The following is an 18243-nucleotide window of genomic DNA, read 5'->3' on the forward strand; positions in this document are numbered from 1 at the left end:
CATGGATCTTGTCGCATGGGCGGACAGCCTGCTTTCCCGCTTGCTCGACGTCGGCATGCAGTCGCTGCTGCTTGCCGCCCTGGTGTGGGCCTTGTGCCGCTACCTGCCGCGCCTGGATGCGCGCACACGGGCCTGGCTGTGGTGGCTGGTGGCCGCGCAGATGGTGGTGGGGCTGGTGTGGCATGCCCCCGTTGCGCTGCCCTTGCTGCCGGCGGAGCCCGTGGCAGCCCAGATGGCGATGGCGGCCGCGGGAGACGCCTCGCCTGCCTTCACGGCGGCGGGACCGGCGGTGACCGTCACGTCGCCGACGGCATCGACGCAGGAGACCTCCCTCGATGCCGGGGTACTGCTGCTGGTGGCATGGCTGGCCGGCGTGGCCGTGATGCTGGCCAACACGGTGCGCCAGGCATGGCAACTGCGGCGCCAGATCGCGCGCGCGCGGCCGTGCCGGAATCGCCACATACGCGAGGAGTACCACGCGCTGGGCCGCCATCTCGGCATCGCGGTCTTGCCGATGTTGCAGGTCAGCGACGACATCGACTCGCCGCAGCTCGCGCGGCCGTGGCGGCCGGTGCTGATGTTGCCCGCTGCCGCCCTGCAACGCATGAATTCAGACGACCTGCGCATGTCGCTGCATCACGAACTGGCCCACCTGCAGCGACGCGACCTGTGGTGGGCGTGGATGCCGGCACTGGCGCAGCACCTGTTCTTCTTCCACCCCGTCGCACACCTCGCGGCACGCGAATACAGCCTGGCGCGTGAAGTCGCCTGCGATGCCGCCGTGCTCGCGGACGAGCGCCACGCTCCCCGCGATTACGGGCGCCTGCTGGTGAAGCTGGGTGTTTCCACCGCTCCCTCGCCGGCGTTGGCTGGCGCCTCCCCCACATTCCGCATCCTCAAGAGGAGACTGCTCATGCTGCAGCACACCGCTTCCCCCCTGCGCACCAGCGCCCTGGCCGTCACCGTCGGCATCGTGTTGCTGGGCGTGGTGCCTTATCGCGTGATCGCCAGCAGCACCCCGGTCGCGCCGGTGGCCGCCGCAGTGCCGGTGGCAGCGACGCCCGTCGCGGCACCCGTGATCGCGGCGCAGGCCGATCCTGTCGCCGTGCCCACGCCGGAGGCAGCCCCGCGCGCCGTCGTGGTCGCCGCAGCGCGCGACATGCCGGCACCACCGGCACCCCCTGCGGCGCCTGCGGCGCCCCGCGTGCGTGCACCGGCGGCGCCCACTCCCCCCGCGCCGCCCCCGATGCGTGGCACGTGGAGCATCGGCGGCGCACGCGATGGCGACGCCTACGTGCTCATCCAGGACAACGAAGTGACCATGGCCGGCCACAGCGACGACATCCGCATCGCCAGGACATTGCAGCAGGGCAAAGCGCCCGTGCTGTGGATGCGCGAGGACGGCAAGCAGTACATCGTGCGCGATGCCGCCACCGTGCAGCGGGTGAAGGCCGCGCATGCGCCGGTCGAGGCATTGGGCGCGCAGCAGGGCAAGCTCGGCGAACAGCAGGGTGCATTGGGCGAGCGGCAGGGAGCGCTGGGCGCAAAGCAGGGCGAACTGGGCCGGAAGATGGCCGCCATCGCCACCGAACGCGCGTCGGCCGCGCTGCAGGGCAGCCGCGCCAGCGATGCGGAGACCGACCGCCGCCTGGACGCGCTCGCCCAGCAGCAGGAAGCGCTGGCGCGCCAGCAGGAAGTCCTTTCGCGCCAGCAGGAGCCCCTCGCACGGCAGCAGGAAGCGCTGAGCCGCAGGCAGGTGGCCGCGACGGAACAGATGCAGCGCGAAGTGAAGCGCTTGCTGGACGACGCCATCCGCAGCGGGAAGGCGCAACAACTCTGACGCGGATCGCGGCGCCGGGCTTCTGCCCGGCGCCTGCATGGGGTGGGCTCCAGCAGAGGTGCGGTCGGGGCTGAATCCCCTCCTACAGGAAGCGTTCTCCGTCCGCCGCGCCGCTCCACTGCGAACGCGCGAGACGGATGATCGCGCGGACCTGTTCGCGGTCGCGGTGGCGGGAAATGGCAATGGCGCCGAGCCGCAATGCTTCTTCGCGCAGTTCTTCGGTCAGGTCGTAATGCGCCCCGCTGCGCTTGTCCTGGAAGGCGCGGCGCGGCATCCTCAAACGTTCCGCCATCGTATGCAGCTCTTCCAGCGTGTCGGCCATCATGTGTGCCCAGCGACGACCGCGCCACAGGGTGACGGCGTCATCCACGTAGACGCTCATCGCGGCGCGGTCGCCTTCGGCGGCCGCACCATGCGATCCATCAGATGCTCCAGCGTTGCGGGAAGATCGCCGCAACGGCCCATGTGCACCGATGAGGTCTGGATGATCGAACTCCGTTTCGCCGTGAGCCAGTGGAAGCGCGCGCGCGCCGGCAGCAGCCCGATCGGCGCGGCCGCTTCGCCGCCGCGGCAGATGGCGGGAATGGTGTCCAGGTGGCGGCGCAGCGATTCGATGTCCAGCGTGGGGTCGAGGGCCTGCAGGCGGGCTTCGTCCAGTTCGATGCGCGCTTCCAGGAATCCCGCCCGTTCGCACGACAGGATGACGCCGACGTTGACGAACTCTTCGCGCTCCACGCGCGGCACCACGCGGATCACCGCATAGTCGTAGGTGTCATGCGCGCGCATGGATCGCCCCCTGCACGAACGCGTCACGCTGTGCCAGACGTCGGATCAGGTAGTCGGTGTAGGCCGCGCGCTGTGCCGGCGGATCGCCGAAGCTGTCCGGTCCCTGCAGCCAGGCGTCGGGGACCTCCGCGACGATCCCCGCCATCACGGCATCCGGCAGGCGCGCCGCCATGGCCGCATCGATGTCCGCCAGGCGCGAGGCCCAGCGCAGCAGCACGTGGTCGCGGATCAGCGGGAAGGGCTTGCCGGCGCCCGACACGTCGCCGTCCCAGCCGTGGTGGAAGTACAGCGACGCCCCGTGGTCGATCAGGTACAGCCGCCGGTGCCACATCAGCAGGTTGGTGTTGCGTGCCGTGCGGTCGACGTTGCTGATGAAGGCATCGAACCAGACGATCCGCGAGGCAAGGTCCGCATCCGGCTGTTCGGCCACGGGATCGAAGTTCACCGCGCCTGGCAGGTAGTCCATGGCCAGGTTGAGCCCGGCGCTGGCCTTGATCAGGTCCTGTATCTCCGGGTCGCCTTCGGTGCGCGCCAGGTCGGCATCCAGTTCCATCAGCGCCAGGTCCGGCATCGGCAACTGCAGCGCTTTCGCCAGGCCGCCGGCGATCAGTTCGGCGACCAGCGCCTTGGGTCCCTGGCCGGCACCGCGGAACTTGAGCACATAGAGGCCGTCGTCGTCGGCCTCGACCACGGCCGGCATCGAGCCGCCTTCGCGCAGCGGGGTGACATAGCGGGTGGCGGTACGGAGGGGCAGCGTCATCAGGCCGCTAGGATACCCGTGTGGGAGGGGCTTCAGCCCCGACCGCAGGAACCCGGACGCCGAGGAACCCTGTCCATCCGTGCACCGCGTGCCGCACATTGCGCCGGAAATGCTTCATCGTGTCCTGTGACGTCCGTGTCGGGGTTGAAGCCCCTCCCATGCGTGCTCAGGTCGAACGCGCCACGCCCATGCGCCGCAACATCAGATAGACCGCCACGCTGGACGCCACGCCGAGCAGCAGCGCGAACGCAAGGCCATGCGTGCCGTGCGCGAATGGAAGGCCGGGCAGGTTCATGCCGAAGATGCCGGCCACCAGGCTGGGCGGCAGCAGCAACGCCGTGATCATCGAGAGCACGTACAGGTGGCGGTTGGTGCGTTCGGCCAGCTTCGCGGCTACTTCGTCCTGCAACAGGCGCGCGCGTTCCTGCAGCGTGCCCACATCGCCATCGAGGTCGTCGAAGCGCTGGTTGAGACGCGAGACGGAGGACAGAAGTTCGTGCTCGGCATCGGCGGGATGGCGCTGCTCGAACTGCTTGAGCACGCGCCGCATGGCGGTGAGCGGGCGGTGCAGGCGGACTGTCTGGTGGCGCAGCTGTGCCAGGTCGCGGCGTTCTTCGCCGATGCTGTCGGCCAGCACCCGGTCCTCGATGCGGTCCAGTCGCACGGAGAGGCTGTCGCTGCTGCGCTCCACCGTGTCGGCGAAATGGTCGGCGATCACTTCGAGCAAGCGCACCGTGGAGCCGGCGCGCAGACCGCCCGCCATGCCGCGGCGCGCCGCCTCGACCGAGCGCAGTGCCTGCCGCCGTGCGGTGACCAGCAGGCCGGGCGTCGCGGCGAAGTGCAGCCAACCGATGCCGTCATCGCCACGCAGCTGGCCTTCGGCCGCGAGGTCGACGCCACGCTGGTGCACCCAGTCGACGAATACGCCGTGCGCGGCATCGTCCTCCAGTTGCAGGTTGACGTGGGTATCGGGCGACAGCAACGCGGCGCGCGCGTCGTCGGGGATCGGCAGCATCGCGACCACCTGCGCGCTGCGTGCATCGCTGAGGTCCAGGTGCAACCAATGCCAGCCATCGGCGGGGGCATGCAGCGTGTCGAGCCCGCACTTGGCCGCGTCCAGTACCCGGGCCTGGCCGTCGGCATCGAAACGATAGAGCCAGAGCGCGCCGGGCAGTCCGGCAAACGGCGATGCGGGCGCTTCGGGAGCGGCGGACAGCGGCATGTGTTGCACCCGTGCGGCAGCCGGGAGACGGTTGGGTGACGGTCAGGCTACCGCCGTCATGTGCCGGTCTTGTGACAGGCGACGGGCGCCTATCCGGCGTGCTGCGCTTCCGCGCCGCCACGCTGGAGCAGGTCGGGCAACGCGTCGCCGTTGGGCGTGAATGCCAGCGACGCCGAATTCAGGCAGTGGCGCTCGCCGGTCGGCGGCGGGCCATCGGGAAACACGTGGCCCAGGTGGCTGTGGCAGCGTGCGCAGACGATCTCGGTGCGGACCATGCCGTAGCTGCTGTCGCGGATGCGGCCGACATGCGCCTCGTCCACGGGCTGGAAGAAGCTCGGCCAGCCGGTGCCGGAATCGAACTTCGCGCTCGAGCGGAACAGTGGCAGCCCGCACAGCCGGCAGGTGTAGACGCCGTCCTGCTTGTTGTCGAGGAACACGCCGCAGAACGGCGCCTCGGTTCCATGGTTCAGCAGCACGCGGCGCTCTTCATCACTCAGGTCCGCTATCAGGCGCTCGCGTTGCGCGTCGGTGGGGGGCGTCAGGTCGAAGATCGTCATGATGGGAACTCCGCGGGAAGATGGCCCCGATATGGTGCCGCCATCGTCATGCTGCAACCCTGGGTTACCATCCGGATCGGTTTCAGGGAGGTAGGCACGGATGCGCTTGTCTTGTTCATTGCCCGGGGGGGCGCTGCTGCTCCTGGTGGCGGCGACGCCGGTACTGGCGCAGCGAGTGCCGCCCGCCCCCGGCTGCCTTGATGCGCGCCAGATGGCCGAAGTGCGGCAGGCCTCGTCCCGCCAGCTTGCGGTGCAGGGCCAGGATGGCCAGCGCTTCCGCATCACGCTGGGCGAAGATTGCCCGGGTGCAGGCGAAGCGAGCGCCGTGCTGCTCGCCCGCGAGGGCTGGGTCTGCGGTGCGGGCGGCGAGCTCGTCCGCATCGGTGCGTCGGTCTGTGCCGTGGCCGGGGTGGAGCGGATCGACGCGCGTGCCTACGCCGCGATGGCGCGCGAGGCGTCCATCCGGAGCGCGGGCGACGACGTGAAGACGCTGGAGACCGTGCAGGTGCGGGCACCGCAGCGCAAGGGTTTCGCGGGCTCGCCAAGTTTCTGCTTCAATCCGCGCTACCTGCGTGCATGGTCGGAGGACAGCAAGGGCATGCTGGTGGAACTCTCGCCGCGCCGCTCCGGCGGTCATCGCTACTACCGCGTGGAACTGGCGCAGACGTGTCCCGACCTGGATTCGGCACCGGCCATCGTCTTCCGGTCCGGCGTGGGCATCGGCCTGATCTGCGGCAATCCCGGTGATCGCGTGATCGCGCAGGACAGCGGGGGTGGCAGCGTCTTCGACGCCGGGGATCCGGGTTTCGTGTTCGCGGACGATCCGCGACGGTCAGGGCGCATGGGCATGCGCGTGCAATGTTCGGTAGCGGCGGTGTATCCGCACGAACCGGAGGCCTGAAACGCACGGGCCCCGCGGGGTTGGACGCAGGGCCCGGATGCGATGACGCGGGGTCAGGGTGTGGCAGTGACGGCCTGGCCGCTCCGGAACTCCTTGCGCAGCCAGTCGTCGATCAGCCGCTTCTCGTAGCGCAGGGTGTCGTTGTTGTTGAGGTTGGGACCCATCAGGAACCCGTGGTCGACCAGCTTGCGCTCGCCTTCGGCGATGACCTGGCCATCCGGCCCCTTCACGCTGAAGCTCAGCGCGATGCGCGGCGGGTAGATGTCCTTGACGATGCGGATGTCGTTCATGGCCGATCGCGCCGATGGCTCGTAACGGCCTGCACGGTCGATGTCGGTGATCACGATGTCCAGGGTCTGGCCGCGGGCGAGCTGCTGGCCGGCTTTGTCACGGAGATACTTCGCCAGGTCGGTGACCCAGGTGCCGCGCTCCGATTCCCAGCGGCTGCCGCTGTACTTGATCTCGCTGAACTGTGCGGGATCGGTCCAGCTCACGCTGACAGCGCCGCCTTCGGTTGGCAGGCTGCGCGGAATGCCGGGATCGGTGACGTTCTTCTGGCGTGCCATGCCGGGCACGGCGGTCGCCAGTGCGACGATGGCGATGAGCAACAGGGCGGGCGTCTTCATGGCCGTTCCTCGGTAGGTGTCACATTTGAGTGTGCGCCTGCTCCCGGGGGTGCGGCAACGTCGGAGCCGGGTCTGTCGCGGCGGCGTTCAGCCGCTGTTTCCACGCCCGTCAGAGGTTGCGCAGGCGCTCCACGTCGCGGACCGGCGGCGCGCCGAACATGCGGCTATATTCGCGGCTGAACTGGGACGGGCTCTCATAGCCCACGCGATGGCCGGCGCTGGCGGCATCCATCACTTCGCTCAGCATCAGGCGGCGGGCCTCCTGCAGGCGCAGCTGCTTCTGGTACTGCAGCGGGCTCATCGCGGTGACCGCCTTGAAGTGGTGGTGCAGGGCGGAGGCGCTCATGTGCACTTCGCGGGCGATGTGGTCGATGCGCAGCGGTTGCGCGTAATGCTGCCGCAACCAGTGGATCGCCTTCGCCACACGCTGGCCCTGGCTGTCGGCGATGCCGATATGGCGCAGCATGGCGCCCTGCGGACTGCACAGCACGCGGTAGAGGATCTCCCGCTGCACCAGCGGCGCCAGCAGCGCGATGTCCTGCGGTGTGTCGAGCAGCTTCACCAGGCGGATGGCTGCATCCAGCATCTCCACGCTGCTGGGCTGCAGGAACAGGCCTCGCGAAGGTGGCGGCAGCGGTGTCTTCGCCGATTCCGCTTCGGTGACCATCTCGGCGATGGTGGCCGGCGAGAGTTTCAGCACCAGGCATAGGTAGGGTGCTTCGGACGATGCCCGGGTGACCTGGCCGGTCACTGGCAGATCCACCGAGGCCACCACGAAACGGCTGGCGTCGTACTCGTACACCTCGTCGGCAAGGATCGCCCGCTTGGCGCCCTGCACGATCAGGCACAGCGCGGCTTCCTGCACGCCGCGCATCGGCAGCGGCATGGGCGCGCTCAGGCGGGAGAACTGCAGTGCGGGGATCGCCGTGGCGTGGAGTCCGTCGTTGCCGGTGGATCGTTCAATCAGGCGGGCCAGTTCGCGGACGCGGTCATCGAGTAGTGGGGCGGCTTCGGGCATGGGAAGGCCTGTGGAACGTGCGTGGGGGATGGAAACGAGTCTACGCAACGGGCCGGGGGAGGGAATGGGGTGCGGGCGGCCTCCGCAGGATCAGGCAATGATCGCGGAGGAACCGGATATCGAAATCCCGGCCGGGAGGAACAGACTGCGCTCCGCTCCGGCGCAGCCCGCGCCGTGCTTCCCCCAAACGAGGTGCTCCATGTCCGGAATCGAAGGAAAAGTCATCGCCATCACCGGTGCCAGCAGCGGCATCGGCGAAGCCGCAGCGCGTGAACTCGCGCGCCGTGGCGCCCGCGTCGTCCTCGGCGCGCGCCGTACCGACCGGCTCGAACAGCTGGTCGCCGGCATCGAAGCCGAAGGCGGCACCGCCCGCCAGCGCGCGCTCGACGTCACCCGCCTGGACGACATGCAGGCGTTCGTCGATTTCGCCCGTGCGCAGTTCGGTCGCCTCGACGTGATCGTCAACAACGCCGGCGTCATGCCGCTGTCGCCGCTGGCCGCGCTGAAGATCGACGAATGGAACCAGATGATCGACGTCAACATCCGCGGCGTGCTGCACGGCATCGCCGCGGCGCTGCCGGTGATGCAGGCGCAGGGTGGCGGACAGGTCATCAACATCGCCTCCACCGCGGGTCACCGCGTATGGCCCAGCGCCTCGGTCTACTGCGCCACCAAGCACGCGGTGCTGGCCATCTCCGAAGGCCTGCGGCAGGAACACGACAACCTGCGCGTCACGGTGGTGTCGCCGGGCGTGACCACCAGCGAACTGGCCGAGACCACCAGCGATGCCGGCATCAAGGCGTGGCTGGAGGACTTCCGCCAGGTCTCGATTCCCGCCGAGGCCATCGCGCGCGCCATCGCCTACGCGGTGGAGCAGCCCGACGACGTGGACGTCAGCGAGATCATCGTGCGCCCGGCGGCCAGCCCCAACTGAGTTTTCGTCGGCAGGCAACGGAGTTTTCCACCGCCAGGGGTTGCCGCTGTCGCGGCAGGGGAGTGCAATGGCGCACTCCCCCGCTTCTGGAGCATCCGCTCATGGAATACCGTTACCTCGGCGCGTCCGGCTTCCGCGTTCCCGTCCTCTCCTTCGGCACCGGCACCTTCGGTGGCCAGGGCGCGTTGTTCAGTGCCTGGGGCAGCACCGACGTGGCCGAGGCGCGCCGACTGGTCGATGTCTGCCTCGATGCGGGCTTGAACATGTTCGACAGCGCCGACGTCTATTCGAAGGGCGCTGCGGAGGAGATCCTCGGCGAAGCCATCAAGGGCAGGCCGCGTGATGCGCTGATCATCTCCACCAAGGCCACCTTCCGCTTCGGCGACGGCGAGAACCAGGTCGGTTCCTCGCGCCATCACCTGATCAACGCCGTCGATGCCGCGCTCAAGCGCCTGGGCACCGACTACATCGACCTGTTCCAGCTGCACGGCTTCGATGCGCGTCCGCCGGTGGAGGAAGTGCTGTCCACGCTCGATACGCTGGTGAAGGCGGGCAAGATCCGCTATCTGGGCGTGTCCAATTTCTCCGGCTGGCACCTGATGAAGTCGCTGGCCGCCGCCGACCGCCACGGTTGGTCGCGTTACGTCGCGCACCAGGCGTACTACTCGCTGGTCGGCCGCGACTACGAATGGGAGCTGATGCCGCTGGCCGCCGACCAGGGCGTCGGTGCGGTGGTGTGGAGTCCGCTGGGCTGGGGCCGTCTGACCGGCAAGATCCTGCGTGGCCAGCCGCTTCCCGAGAACAGCCGCCTGCAGTCGCAGACGGCGAACGACGCCGGCCCGCAGGTCGACCTCGAGTATCTGTACGACGTGGTCGACGCGCTGGACGAGGTCGCGCAGGAAACCGGCAGGTCGATTCCGCAGGTCGCGCTGAACTGGCTGCTGCAACGCCCCACGATCAGCACGGTGGTGATTGGCGCGCGCAACGAGGAACAGCTGAAGCAGAACCTGGGTGCGGTCGGCTGGAATCTCACCCCGGACCAGGTGGCGAAGCTGGATGCCGCCAGCCAGCGACCCAAACCGTATCCGTACTGGCACCAGGCCGGCTTCGCGTACCGCAATCCCACGCCGGTCTGAAGCACCGGCGCCTCGCGGGCCGGGCCACCCGGTCCGCCGCGCGCCGAAACACCCTGTAGGAGCGACGCAAGTCGCGACCGCAGATCCGCGGCGACTGCGATGCCTGACCCCCTGGCGACGGCGGCCGTGAGGATACGGTCGCGACTTGCGTCGCTCCTACAGGGCGGGCTTGCTACAGTCGCGCGATCCTCTTCCACTGGAGCCCCGATGCGCCGCCTTTCCCTGCTGGCCATTGCCGCCTTGCTTTCCACCGCTGTGCCCGCGCTCGCGGCCACCACCTACGTCAAGGCCGGCCGCCTGCTCGATGTCGAATCCGGTCGCCTGCTGGCCGACCAGGCCATCGTCATCGAGGACACGCGCATCACCGCCATCGGCCCTGTCGCGAGCACGCCGGTACCGGCCGGTGCGACGGTCCATGACCTGTCGACGAAGACCGTGCTGCCCGGCCTGATGGACGCGCACGTCCACCTGCATGGCGACGCCGACCTGCAGGGCTATCGCCGCCTGGCCATCTCGCTGCCCGCCGCTGCGATCAAGGGCGCGAAGAACGCGCGCACCACGCTGCTCGCCGGCTTCACCACCGTGCGCGTGCCCGGCTCGCCCGGCTACGCCGACGTGGCGCTGCGCGATGCGATCGCGGCGGGGGAAGTCGAAGGTCCGCGCATCCTCGCGGGCGGCGTGTCCATCGGCATCACCGGCGGACACTGCAGCGACAACAACCTGCTGCCGGCCGAGTACAAGGCCGTAGGCGAGGGCGTGGCCGACGGTCCGTGGGCCGCGCGGCAGAAGGTGCGGCAGAACGTCAAGTTCGGCGCCGACTTCATCAAGACCTGTTCCACCGGCGGGGTGCTGTCCAAGGGCACCGAGGTCGGTGCGCCGCAGTATTCGCTGGAGGAACTGAAAGCGCTCGTGGATGAAGCGCATGCGCTGGGCCGCAAGGTGGCTTCGCACGCGCATGGCGCCACCGGCATCCGCAATGCGCTGCTGGCCGGCGTGGATTCCATCGAGCACGCCAGCTTCATCGACGATGAGGGCATCGCGCTGGCGAAGAAGAACGGTACCGTACTGGTGATGGACATCTACAACACCGAGTACATCCTCGGTGAGGGCGAGAAGGCCGGGTTCCTGCCGGAATCGCTGGAGAAGGAACGCCGCGTGGGCGCCACCCAGCGCGAGAACTTCCGCAAGGCGCACCAGGCCGGCGTCGTCATGGGATTCGGTACGGATGGCGGCGTCTACCCGCATGGCCTCAATGCGCGCCAGTTCTCGCGCATGGTGCAGTTCGGCATGACGCCGCTGCAGGCGATCCGCTCGGCTACGGTGGTGAATGCGCGGCTGTTCGGCATCGAGAAGGATGCCGGCGTCCTCAAGCCGGGCTACTACGCGGACCTGATCGCGGTGGACGGCGACCCGCTGCAGGACGTGGCGGTGCTTGAAAATGTCGGTTTCGTGATGAAGCAGGGACGTGTCTACAAGAACACCGCGAGCGAGTGAGGCGTAGCGCATGTCCACGCCCGTGAAGATCGATTTCGTGTCCGATGTGGCCTGCCCCTGGTGCGCGGTTGGCCTGGCCGCGCTGGAGCGCGCCATGGCGAACATCGGCGGCGACCTGCAGGTGGAACTGCACTTCCAGCCGTTCGAGCTCAATCCCGGCATGGCGCCGGAAGGCGAGTCCATCGCGGATCATCTTGGCCGCAAGTACGGTCTGACGCCCGAGCGGCTGGCGCAGAACGGCGAGGCGCTGCGCCAGCGCGGCGAGGCGCTGGGCTTCGTCTTCGACCTGCAGAAGCGCGACCGCATCTACAACACCTTCGACGCGCATCGCCTGCTGCACTGGGCGGGCGAACTCGGCGCCCCGCAGCAGCGTGCCCTCAAGCATGCGTTGCTGAATGCATACCATGGCGAAGGAAGAAACGTGTCCGACCACGACACGCTGGCCGCCATCGCGGGATCCGCCGGACTGGATGGCGCGGCGGCGCGGCATATCCTCGACACGGATGCTTTCGCTGCACAGGTCCGCGAACGCGAACACTTCTACCAGCGGCAGGGTATCCGCGCGGTGCCGTCGGTGATCTTCAACGACCGCCACCTGGTGCAGGGCGGGCAACCGGTGGAGGTGTTCGAACAGGCGCTGCGCCAGCTGTCGGATATCGCGGCCTGATCGCTACCGCCCTGCAACGGCTGCCTATCCGACGCGGGTGTACTGCGTCTCGACCGCCCGCATTTCCTCGCCCTGCGGGGTGATGTTGAACATGGTGATCACCAGCGTGTCAGGGTCGGGTTGCTCCAGCGTCGTGCGCCAGCCCCAGCGCGGACCACCCTGTCCGTCGCCGTAGCTGCCCAGGACGTTGGGGCCCGGTGCGCTGCCGGTGCCGGTCGAGAACATGATGTTGGTGCCCGTGCCGAAACTCTCCACCCAGGCGGATTCCCAGTGGCCATCGTCCAGGTGGTAGCCGTACAGCACGATGCCCTCGATGGGCTCGTCGTTGAAGCGGCTCTCGTACTCGTGCATCAGGAAGCGTCCGCCCAGCACGCTGCGGATGCGTCCCCGCTGCGGGGCCTCGCAAGCCAGTTCGTCCGGCGTGAACCACAGGCGGAAGCGGCCTTCCCACTCACCGGCCATCTGCGCCAGTTGCCGGTGCCGGCCTTGCGCCAGCGACTCTTCGAACGCGTGCTTGCCCATGGCGGTCTCTCCAAGTGTGTGCCGCGGATCATGCCATCCGGTGACGGAGGGCGGACAGCGGCGCGCAGTCGCCCGCGCGCCCGGAGCGGTGTTTCAGCCGTGGCGTGCCAACAGCACGGACTCGTTGCTGGGCATCTCGACCACCACGGCGGTCGGGATGCCGTGATGCTGGTGCAGGGTGGCCGCGAGCAACTTGGCGTTCTCGCGCGCGTCGCCGAGGTTGTCGAACCAGTCACGGCCGAACTGGCCTTCGTACAGCTGCCAGCCGCTGGCATCGGCGGCGATGGTGAAAAGCAGGCGGGGCATTGCGTACTCCAGTCAGCATGCCGGGCAGGGAACCGGCATGGGGACTGTGCGCGAATGTGCCAGTTATCACATTCGGCGGACTGCCCGTATCGGCGTAGGAAAATTCCTACCGCCGTGTAGGTGCAACGCCGCTCCTCAGCGCAGCAACGGCTCCAGCGCCGTCCAGACGTGGTCGCGCAGTTTCGGCTGGGCGCTGGCGACGGGGTGCAGGTTGTCGGCCTGGTAGGCATTGCGATCCAGTGCGATGGGTTCCAGCAGGAACGGCAGCAGCGCGGTGCGGTACTGCTTGGCCAGCGCGCTGAAGTTCTGTTCGAAGCCGCGCGTGTAATCGGGGCCGTAATTCGGCGGCATCCGCATGCCGACCAGCAGCACCTTCGCCTTGCCTGCCTGCGCAGCCTTGATCATCTTTTCCAGATTGGCGCGCGTCTGCACCAGTGGCAGGCCCCGCAGCCCGTCGTTCGCGCCCAGCGCGATGATCACGACGGCGGGCTTGTGGCGTTGCAGTTCCGCCGCGATGCGCGCCGCCCCGCCTGCAGTGGTCTCGCCACTGATGCTGGCGTTGACGACGCGCCAGCCCGGCTTCGTCCTGCCGATCCGGTCCGCGGTCAGCGACACCCATCCCTGCGACGGCGCCAGGCCGTATGCCGCCGAGAGCGAGTCGCCCATCACCAGGACGGTGCGCGTGCCTTTCGCGGGCGCGGCCTGCGCACTCTGCGCTGCGGCGGGACGTGCAAATAGTGCGACGAGCAGAAGCAGCGCCAAGCCCATGGCCCATTGCATGCGTACGTCGCTGGCCCCATACCTGTTCAAATTAAGAAACATTTAATCCCTGCTCCCGATGATCCACGAAATGACCGACGAGACGATCATGGCCGACGCCAGCAGACTCCCCACTGAAGCCCCCTCCATTGCGCGCCTTGCCGTGCTCGACGTGCAGGGCTTGGGCAAGCATGTGCCGCTGCCCGACGGTGCCCTGACGATACTCGACGACATCGGCTTCCGCATCGAGCATGGCGACACCGTCGCCATCGTGGGGGCATCCGGCTCCGGCAAGAGCACGCTGCTGTCGCTGCTGGCCGGCCTGGACGTGCCCAGTGCCGGCACGGTGACGCTGGATGGCGAGCGCCTTTCGGACATGGACGAGGACGGTCGTGCGCGCGTGCGCGGGGAGAAGGTCGGCTTCGTCTTCCAGAGTTTCCAACTGCTGCCGTCGTTGACGGCGCTGGAAAACGTCATGCTGCCGCTGGAACTGCGCGGTGACGCCGATGCGGAAGGCCCTGCCCGGCAGATCCTGGAAAAAGTCGGCCTTGGCCAGCGCCTCGGCCATTATCCGCGCCAGTTGTCGGGTGGCGAGCAGCAGCGCGTCGCCCTGGCGCGCGCGTTCGTCACGCGGCCCTCGCTGCTGTTCGCGGACGAGCCCACCGGCAACCTCGACACGCATACCGGGCAAGCCATCATCGAGCTGCTGTTCGCGCTGAACGCTGATGCAGGCACCACGCTGATCCTGGTCACCCACGACGATCATCTCGCCGAACGCTGCCAGCGCCGCCTGCGCCTGGATGCCGGTCGCCTGCAGGGTTCTGCGGCATGAAGACGCTCGCGCTGGCCTGGCGCCAGCTGCGGCGCGACCTGGTGGCGGGGGACATCCGCATCCTGTTCGCCGCGCTGGTGCTCGCCGTGGTGGCGGTGACCTCCGTCGGCTTCGTCACCGACCGCGCGGAGCGCGCGCTGGCGATCGAGGCGAACCGGCTGCTCGGTGGCGACGTGGTGGTGCGCGGCGATGCCCCGCCTTCGGACGCACTGCGCGCACTCGCCCAGGCACCCGGCCTGCGGGTGACCGAGACGCATGAATTGCAGAGCATGGTACGCGCGGGCGAATCGCTCTCGCTGGGCGACCTGCGTGCGCTGGGCGAAGGCTTCCCGCTGCGCGGCAACTTCCGCCTGGTGGATCGCGCGGGTGGCGTCGAACGCGATGCTGCAGGCATTCCGGCACCCGGCACGGTGTGGATCAGCCAGGCCGGCGCGGAGACGCTGGGTGCGAAGCCCGGCGACGGGATCGGCATCGGCACGCGCACGCTGAAGCTGGCCGCGCTTGTCACCCAGGAGCCGGATGCCGCGCTGGACTATTTCAACGTCGCGCCGAAGGTCTTCCTCAATCTTGCCGATCTGCCGTCCACTGATCTGGTGCAGGAAGGCAGCCGGCTGCGTTACCGACTCGTCGTTGCCGGCGAGGCTGCGGCGGTGGAAAGCTTCACGGCGGCCGCAAAGCAGCAACTCGCGCGTGGGCAACGGATGGAAACCATCCAGGACGCACGGCCCGAGGTGCGTTCCGCACTTGATCGCGCGAGTCGTTTCCTCGGTCTCGCCGCGCTGGTCTCCGTGGTGCTGGCGGCGGTCGCCGTGGCGATGGCCGCGCGCCGGCACAGCGAACGGCACCTGTCCGGCACCGCGGTGATGCGCTGCCTCGGCGCCCAGCAGCGCACGCTGGTGGGCATCCATGTCGGCGAACTGGTGCTGCTGGGCCTGGCGGCGTGCACCGTCGGCGTACTGATCGCCTTCGGCCTGCAGTGGGGCATCGGCAGCTGGCTGCAGCAGTCGCTGAAGATCGACATTCCGCCAGCAGGCCTGATGCCGGCGCTGCAAGGTTATGGCGTGGGCATGATCGTTCTGCTCGCGTTCGGCGCGCCGCCGGTGCTGGCGCTGCGTCGCGTGCCGGCATTGCGCGTGTTGAGGCGCGATCTAGACCGTACCGAACCGAGCGCATGGCTGGTCGCGCTGACCGGCTTCGTCGGTCTGGGCGCGCTGCTGTGGTGGAAGGCAGGCTCGCCCGCCTTGGGCACGGCGATGCTGGTCGGCATCGTCAGTACGCTCGCCGTGCTCTCGCTGCTGGCCTGGGCGATGATCCTGCTGGTGCGTCGCCTGCGTTCGCGGCTGCGCGGCAGCCTGCGTTACGGCCTGGCCAATGTCAGCCGCCGGGCGGGAACGTCGATCGCGCAGGTGTCGGCGCTCGGCCTCGGCCTGATGGCGCTGCTGTTGCTGACCTTCGTGCGCACCGACCTGTTGGATCGCTGGCAGCTCGCGCTGTCAGCCAATGCGCCCAACCGCTTCATCATCAACGTACAGCCGGACCAGGTGGATCCGGTGAAGGCCTTCATGCAGGCGCGCGGGCTCTCGGCGGTGGACCTGTATCCGATGATCCGTGGCCGGCTGGTCGAACTCAACGGCAAGCCGAGCAGTGGCGCAGACTACGAAGAGGCTGACGAGCGCACGCAGCGCCGCGCCGAGCGCGAGTTCAACCTGTCGATGGCGACGACACTGCGTGACGACAACAAGGTGACGGCCGGCGAGTTCTGGATCGGACGCACACCGTCTTCACCGGAGTTGTCGGTGGAGGAGGAGTTCGCCGAGGCGTTGGGATGGAAGCTCGGTGACCGGGTGGCGTTCGATATCGCCGGCCAGCGCTTCGAGGGCCGCGTCACCAGCCTGCGCAGCGTGGACTGGGAGAGCTTCCGTCCCAACTTCTTCGTTGTCGCCTCGCCGGGTGCGCTCGATGGCTACTCCGCCAGCTACATCACCGCCGTCAGCGTGCCGTCGGGAGATACTGCCTTCACGCGCGAGCTGGTCGACCAGTTCCCCAACCTGTCGGTGATCGACGTGGAGGCGGTGCTCAACCAGGTGCGCAGCACGGCCGAGCAGGTCTCGCAGGTGGTGCAGGTGGTGTTCTGGTTCTCGCTCGCGGCGGGCCTGCTGGTGCTGATGGCGGCGGTGAGCGCCAGCCAGGATGAGCGACTGCTCGAGGGCGGCGTGATGCGCGTGCTCGGCGGCAGCCGCCGCCAGCTGCGGTTGGCGCAGGCCTCGGAGTTCGCCGCCATCGGCCTGCTGGCGGGTCTGGTGGCTGCGATAGCGGCGTCCGTGTTGTCGGGCGTGGTGGCCACGCAGGTGTTCGACCTGCCCTGGAAGGCGAACTGGCAGCTGGCCGCCATCGGTGGCGGGCTGGGCATGCTCGCAGCCCTTGGTGCCGGCCTGTTCGCCACGCGCAAGGTGCTGGATGCGCCGCCGTCGGTGACGTTGCGCGAGCTGCAGGGATAGCGCCTGTAGGAGGGGCTTCAGCCCCGACCTGACCATCAGGGATGGCGGTCGGGGCTGAAGCCCCTCCTACAAGAAAAGAGCCATCCGTTGCTGGATGGCTCCGAGGCAGCATCAGGAGACTTTCACCCCTTGATGCAGACGACCTGGCGCAGAGTGTGCACCACTTCCACCAGGTCGCTCTGCGCGGCCATCACGGCGTCGATGTCCTTGTAGGCCGCCGGCGATTCGTCGATCACGCCGGCGTCCTTGCGGCACTCGACGTGCGCCGTGGCCTCGCGGTGCTGCGACAGCGTGATCTGCTGGCGCGCGGCGGTACGGCTCAGCACGCGGCCGGCACCGTGGCTGCAGCTGTGGAAGCTGTCCGCGTTGCCCTTGCCGCGCACGATGAAGCTCTTCGCGCCCATGCTGCCGGGAATGATCCCCAGCTCGCCGGCACGCGCGCTCACCGCGCCCTTGCGGGTCACCAGCAGATCCACGCCGCCGTGCGTCTCCTTCTGCACGTAGTTGTGGTGGCAGTTGACCGCCATCTTCTCCAACTGGAACTTCGGCAGGCGGTGGCGCATCTCGGCCAGCACGCGCGACATCATCGCTTCACGGTTCTCGCGGGCGTAGTCCTGCGCCCACGACACCGCTTCCACGTAGTCGTCGAACAGGGGCTCGCCTTCCATGAAGAAGGCCAGGTCCTTGTCCGGCAGGTGGAAGCCGAGTATGCGGTGCGCCAATTGCTCGCGTGCGCGCTCGATGAAGTACGTGCCGATCAGGTTGCCGGTGCCGCGCGAACCGCTGTGCAGCATCACCCACACCGCGTCGGCCTCGTCCAGGCAGATCTCGATGAAGTGGTTGCCGCCGCCCAGCGTGCCGATCTGGCGGTCCAGCTTGTCGGTGCGGATCTTGCGGTGCTTCTGCTTGATCGCCTCCAGGCGCGGCTCCAGCCCCGACTGCGCGATGCGCGTGGCGATGCTGTCCGGCAGTTTCCAGTGCTCGCCACCACGCCCGTTGCCCACCGGTACGCTGCGTTCGATGCTCGAACGCAGTTGCGCCAGGCTGTCCGGCAGGTCCTTCGCGCGCAGCGTGGTACGCACCGCCGCCATGCCACAGCCGATGTCCACGCCGACGGCGGCCGGGATGATGGCGCCGCGGGTCGGGATGACCGAGCCCACGGTGGCGCCCTTGCCCAGGTGCACGTCGGGCATCACTGCGACCCACGGGCCGACGAAGGGGATGGCCGCGATGTTCCGCAGCTGCTCATGGGCACCCTGGTCCAGGGGTACGCCGCGCACCCAGCCCTTGATCGGCGTGGTGCTGCCCTCGGCGTGCAGCAATTCGAAGTGTGTTTGCGTACTCATGTGGTCATTCCATTGAAGCCGGAAGCGGTGGTTCCGTCC

19 protein-coding genes are annotated in these 18243 nt (G+C 68.6%); 8 read left to right on the forward strand and 11 right to left on the reverse strand.

Annotation, left to right across the window (positions count from 1 at the left end):
* The first annotated feature begins 1 nt into the window (after nucleotide 1).
* Complete coding sequence (locus ACIPRS_RS16545) at nucleotides 2-1840, forward strand: M56 family metallopeptidase (RefSeq protein ID WP_446539344.1); 1839 nt, start codon at nucleotides 2-4, stop codon at nucleotides 1838-1840.
* An 82-nt stretch (nucleotides 1841-1922) separates the two neighbouring features.
* Here the strand turns inward: ACIPRS_RS16545 and ACIPRS_RS16550 are convergent, their stop codons facing one another.
* From ACIPRS_RS16550 to msrB, 5 genes are all read right to left on the reverse strand, one after another.
* Entirely contained in the window at nucleotides 1923-2222 is a 300-nt protein-coding gene (locus tag ACIPRS_RS16550; RefSeq protein WP_446539345.1) for a DUF4031 domain-containing protein, read from the reverse strand.
* A complete protein-coding gene (locus tag ACIPRS_RS16555) occupies nucleotides 2219-2626 on the reverse strand; it encodes a DUF3037 domain-containing protein (RefSeq protein WP_337732623.1) in 408 nt (135 codons plus the stop codon). Before ACIPRS_RS16555 ends, ACIPRS_RS16550 begins: the two co-directional genes overlap by 4 nt.
* Nucleotides 2613-3386 (reverse strand): HipA family kinase, encoded by a 774-nt coding sequence (locus ACIPRS_RS16560; RefSeq protein ID WP_192202900.1) that lies wholly within the window; start codon nucleotides 3384-3386, stop codon nucleotides 2613-2615. Before ACIPRS_RS16560 ends, ACIPRS_RS16555 begins: the two co-directional genes overlap by 14 nt.
* Before the next feature lie 166 nt (nucleotides 3387-3552).
* On the reverse strand, nucleotides 3553-4608 hold the full coding sequence (locus ACIPRS_RS16565; protein WP_337732621.1) for a CorA family divalent cation transporter: 1056 nt from the start codon (nucleotides 4606-4608) through the stop codon (nucleotides 3553-3555).
* Nucleotides 4609-4697: 89 nt separating this feature from the next.
* Nucleotides 4698-5165, reverse strand: coding sequence for a peptide-methionine (R)-S-oxide reductase MsrB (gene msrB, locus ACIPRS_RS16570; RefSeq protein WP_446539346.1), 468 nt, complete (start codon nucleotides 5163-5165; stop codon nucleotides 4698-4700).
* A 100-nt stretch (nucleotides 5166-5265) separates the two neighbouring features.
* Here msrB and ACIPRS_RS16575 point away from each other — a divergent pair, with 100 nt between their 5' ends.
* The gene (locus ACIPRS_RS16575) at nucleotides 5266-6066 is read left to right on the forward strand and encodes a hypothetical protein (protein WP_446539347.1); all 801 of its coding nucleotides are present in this window, start codon (nucleotides 5266-5268) and stop codon (nucleotides 6064-6066) included.
* Between the two features lie 53 nt (nucleotides 6067-6119).
* On the opposite strand, the gene ACIPRS_RS16580 is transcribed toward ACIPRS_RS16575, so the two are convergent.
* Nucleotides 6120-6692 carry a DUF3016 domain-containing protein gene (locus ACIPRS_RS16580; protein WP_446539348.1) on the reverse strand — a complete coding sequence of 191 codons (573 nt, stop codon included), beginning with the start codon at nucleotides 6690-6692 and terminating at the stop codon, nucleotides 6120-6122.
* A gap of 109 nt (nucleotides 6693-6801) precedes the next feature.
* Entirely contained in the window at nucleotides 6802-7710 is a 909-nt protein-coding gene (locus tag ACIPRS_RS16585) for an AraC family transcriptional regulator N-terminal domain-containing protein (RefSeq protein WP_446539349.1), read from the reverse strand.
* Nucleotides 7711-7909: 199 nt separating this feature from the next.
* Here ACIPRS_RS16585 and ACIPRS_RS16590 point away from each other — a divergent pair, with 199 nt between their 5' ends.
* From ACIPRS_RS16590 to ACIPRS_RS16605, 4 genes are all read left to right on the forward strand, one after another.
* The gene (locus ACIPRS_RS16590) at nucleotides 7910-8644 is read left to right on the forward strand and encodes an SDR family oxidoreductase (protein WP_337732616.1); all 735 of its coding nucleotides are present in this window, start codon (nucleotides 7910-7912) and stop codon (nucleotides 8642-8644) included.
* Nucleotides 8645-8745: 101 nt separating this feature from the next.
* Nucleotides 8746-9780, forward strand: a complete 1035-nt coding sequence (locus tag ACIPRS_RS16595; protein WP_446539350.1) for an aldo/keto reductase — start codon at nucleotides 8746-8748, stop codon at nucleotides 9778-9780.
* Between the two features lie 207 nt (nucleotides 9781-9987).
* Nucleotides 9988-11274, forward strand: a complete 1287-nt coding sequence (locus ACIPRS_RS16600; RefSeq protein ID WP_446539351.1) for a Xaa-Pro dipeptidase — start codon at nucleotides 9988-9990, stop codon at nucleotides 11272-11274.
* Nucleotides 11275-11284: 10 nt separating this feature from the next.
* Entirely contained in the window at nucleotides 11285-11941 is a 657-nt protein-coding gene (locus ACIPRS_RS16605) for a DsbA family oxidoreductase (protein WP_446539352.1), read from the forward strand.
* Between the two features lie 24 nt (nucleotides 11942-11965).
* On the opposite strand, the gene ACIPRS_RS16610 is transcribed toward ACIPRS_RS16605, so the two are convergent.
* From ACIPRS_RS16610 to ACIPRS_RS16620, 3 genes are all read right to left on the reverse strand, one after another.
* Entirely contained in the window at nucleotides 11966-12463 is a 498-nt protein-coding gene (locus tag ACIPRS_RS16610; RefSeq protein ID WP_446539353.1) for a DUF1579 domain-containing protein, read from the reverse strand.
* A 93-nt stretch (nucleotides 12464-12556) separates the two neighbouring features.
* Nucleotides 12557-12769: a hypothetical protein gene (locus ACIPRS_RS16615; protein ID WP_142126021.1), complete on the reverse strand. Its 213-nt coding sequence runs from the start codon at nucleotides 12767-12769 to the stop codon at nucleotides 12557-12559.
* Between the two features lie 135 nt (nucleotides 12770-12904).
* Nucleotides 12905-13537, reverse strand: coding sequence for an arylesterase (locus ACIPRS_RS16620; RefSeq protein ID WP_446539354.1), 633 nt, complete (start codon nucleotides 13535-13537; stop codon nucleotides 12905-12907).
* 82 nt (nucleotides 13538-13619) lie between these two features.
* Here ACIPRS_RS16620 and ACIPRS_RS16625 point away from each other — a divergent pair, with 82 nt between their 5' ends.
* Together ACIPRS_RS16625 and ACIPRS_RS16630 are read left to right on the forward strand one after the other, a co-directional pair.
* Nucleotides 13620-14360: an ABC transporter ATP-binding protein gene (locus tag ACIPRS_RS16625; protein WP_446539355.1), complete on the forward strand. Its 741-nt coding sequence runs from the start codon at nucleotides 13620-13622 to the stop codon at nucleotides 14358-14360.
* Nucleotides 14357-16858, forward strand: a complete 2502-nt coding sequence (locus tag ACIPRS_RS16630; RefSeq protein ID WP_446539356.1) for an ABC transporter permease — start codon at nucleotides 14357-14359, stop codon at nucleotides 16856-16858. Before ACIPRS_RS16625 ends, ACIPRS_RS16630 begins: the two co-directional genes overlap by 4 nt.
* Nucleotides 16859-16980: 122 nt before the next feature.
* On the opposite strand, the gene ACIPRS_RS16635 is transcribed toward ACIPRS_RS16630, so the two are convergent.
* Nucleotides 16981-18204: an RtcB family protein gene (locus tag ACIPRS_RS16635; protein WP_446539357.1), complete on the reverse strand. Its 1224-nt coding sequence runs from the start codon at nucleotides 18202-18204 to the stop codon at nucleotides 16981-16983.
* Between the last annotated feature and the right edge of the window lie 39 nt (nucleotides 18205-18243).

The organism is Pseudoxanthomonas sp. LARHCG66 (genome assembly GCF_052871755.1).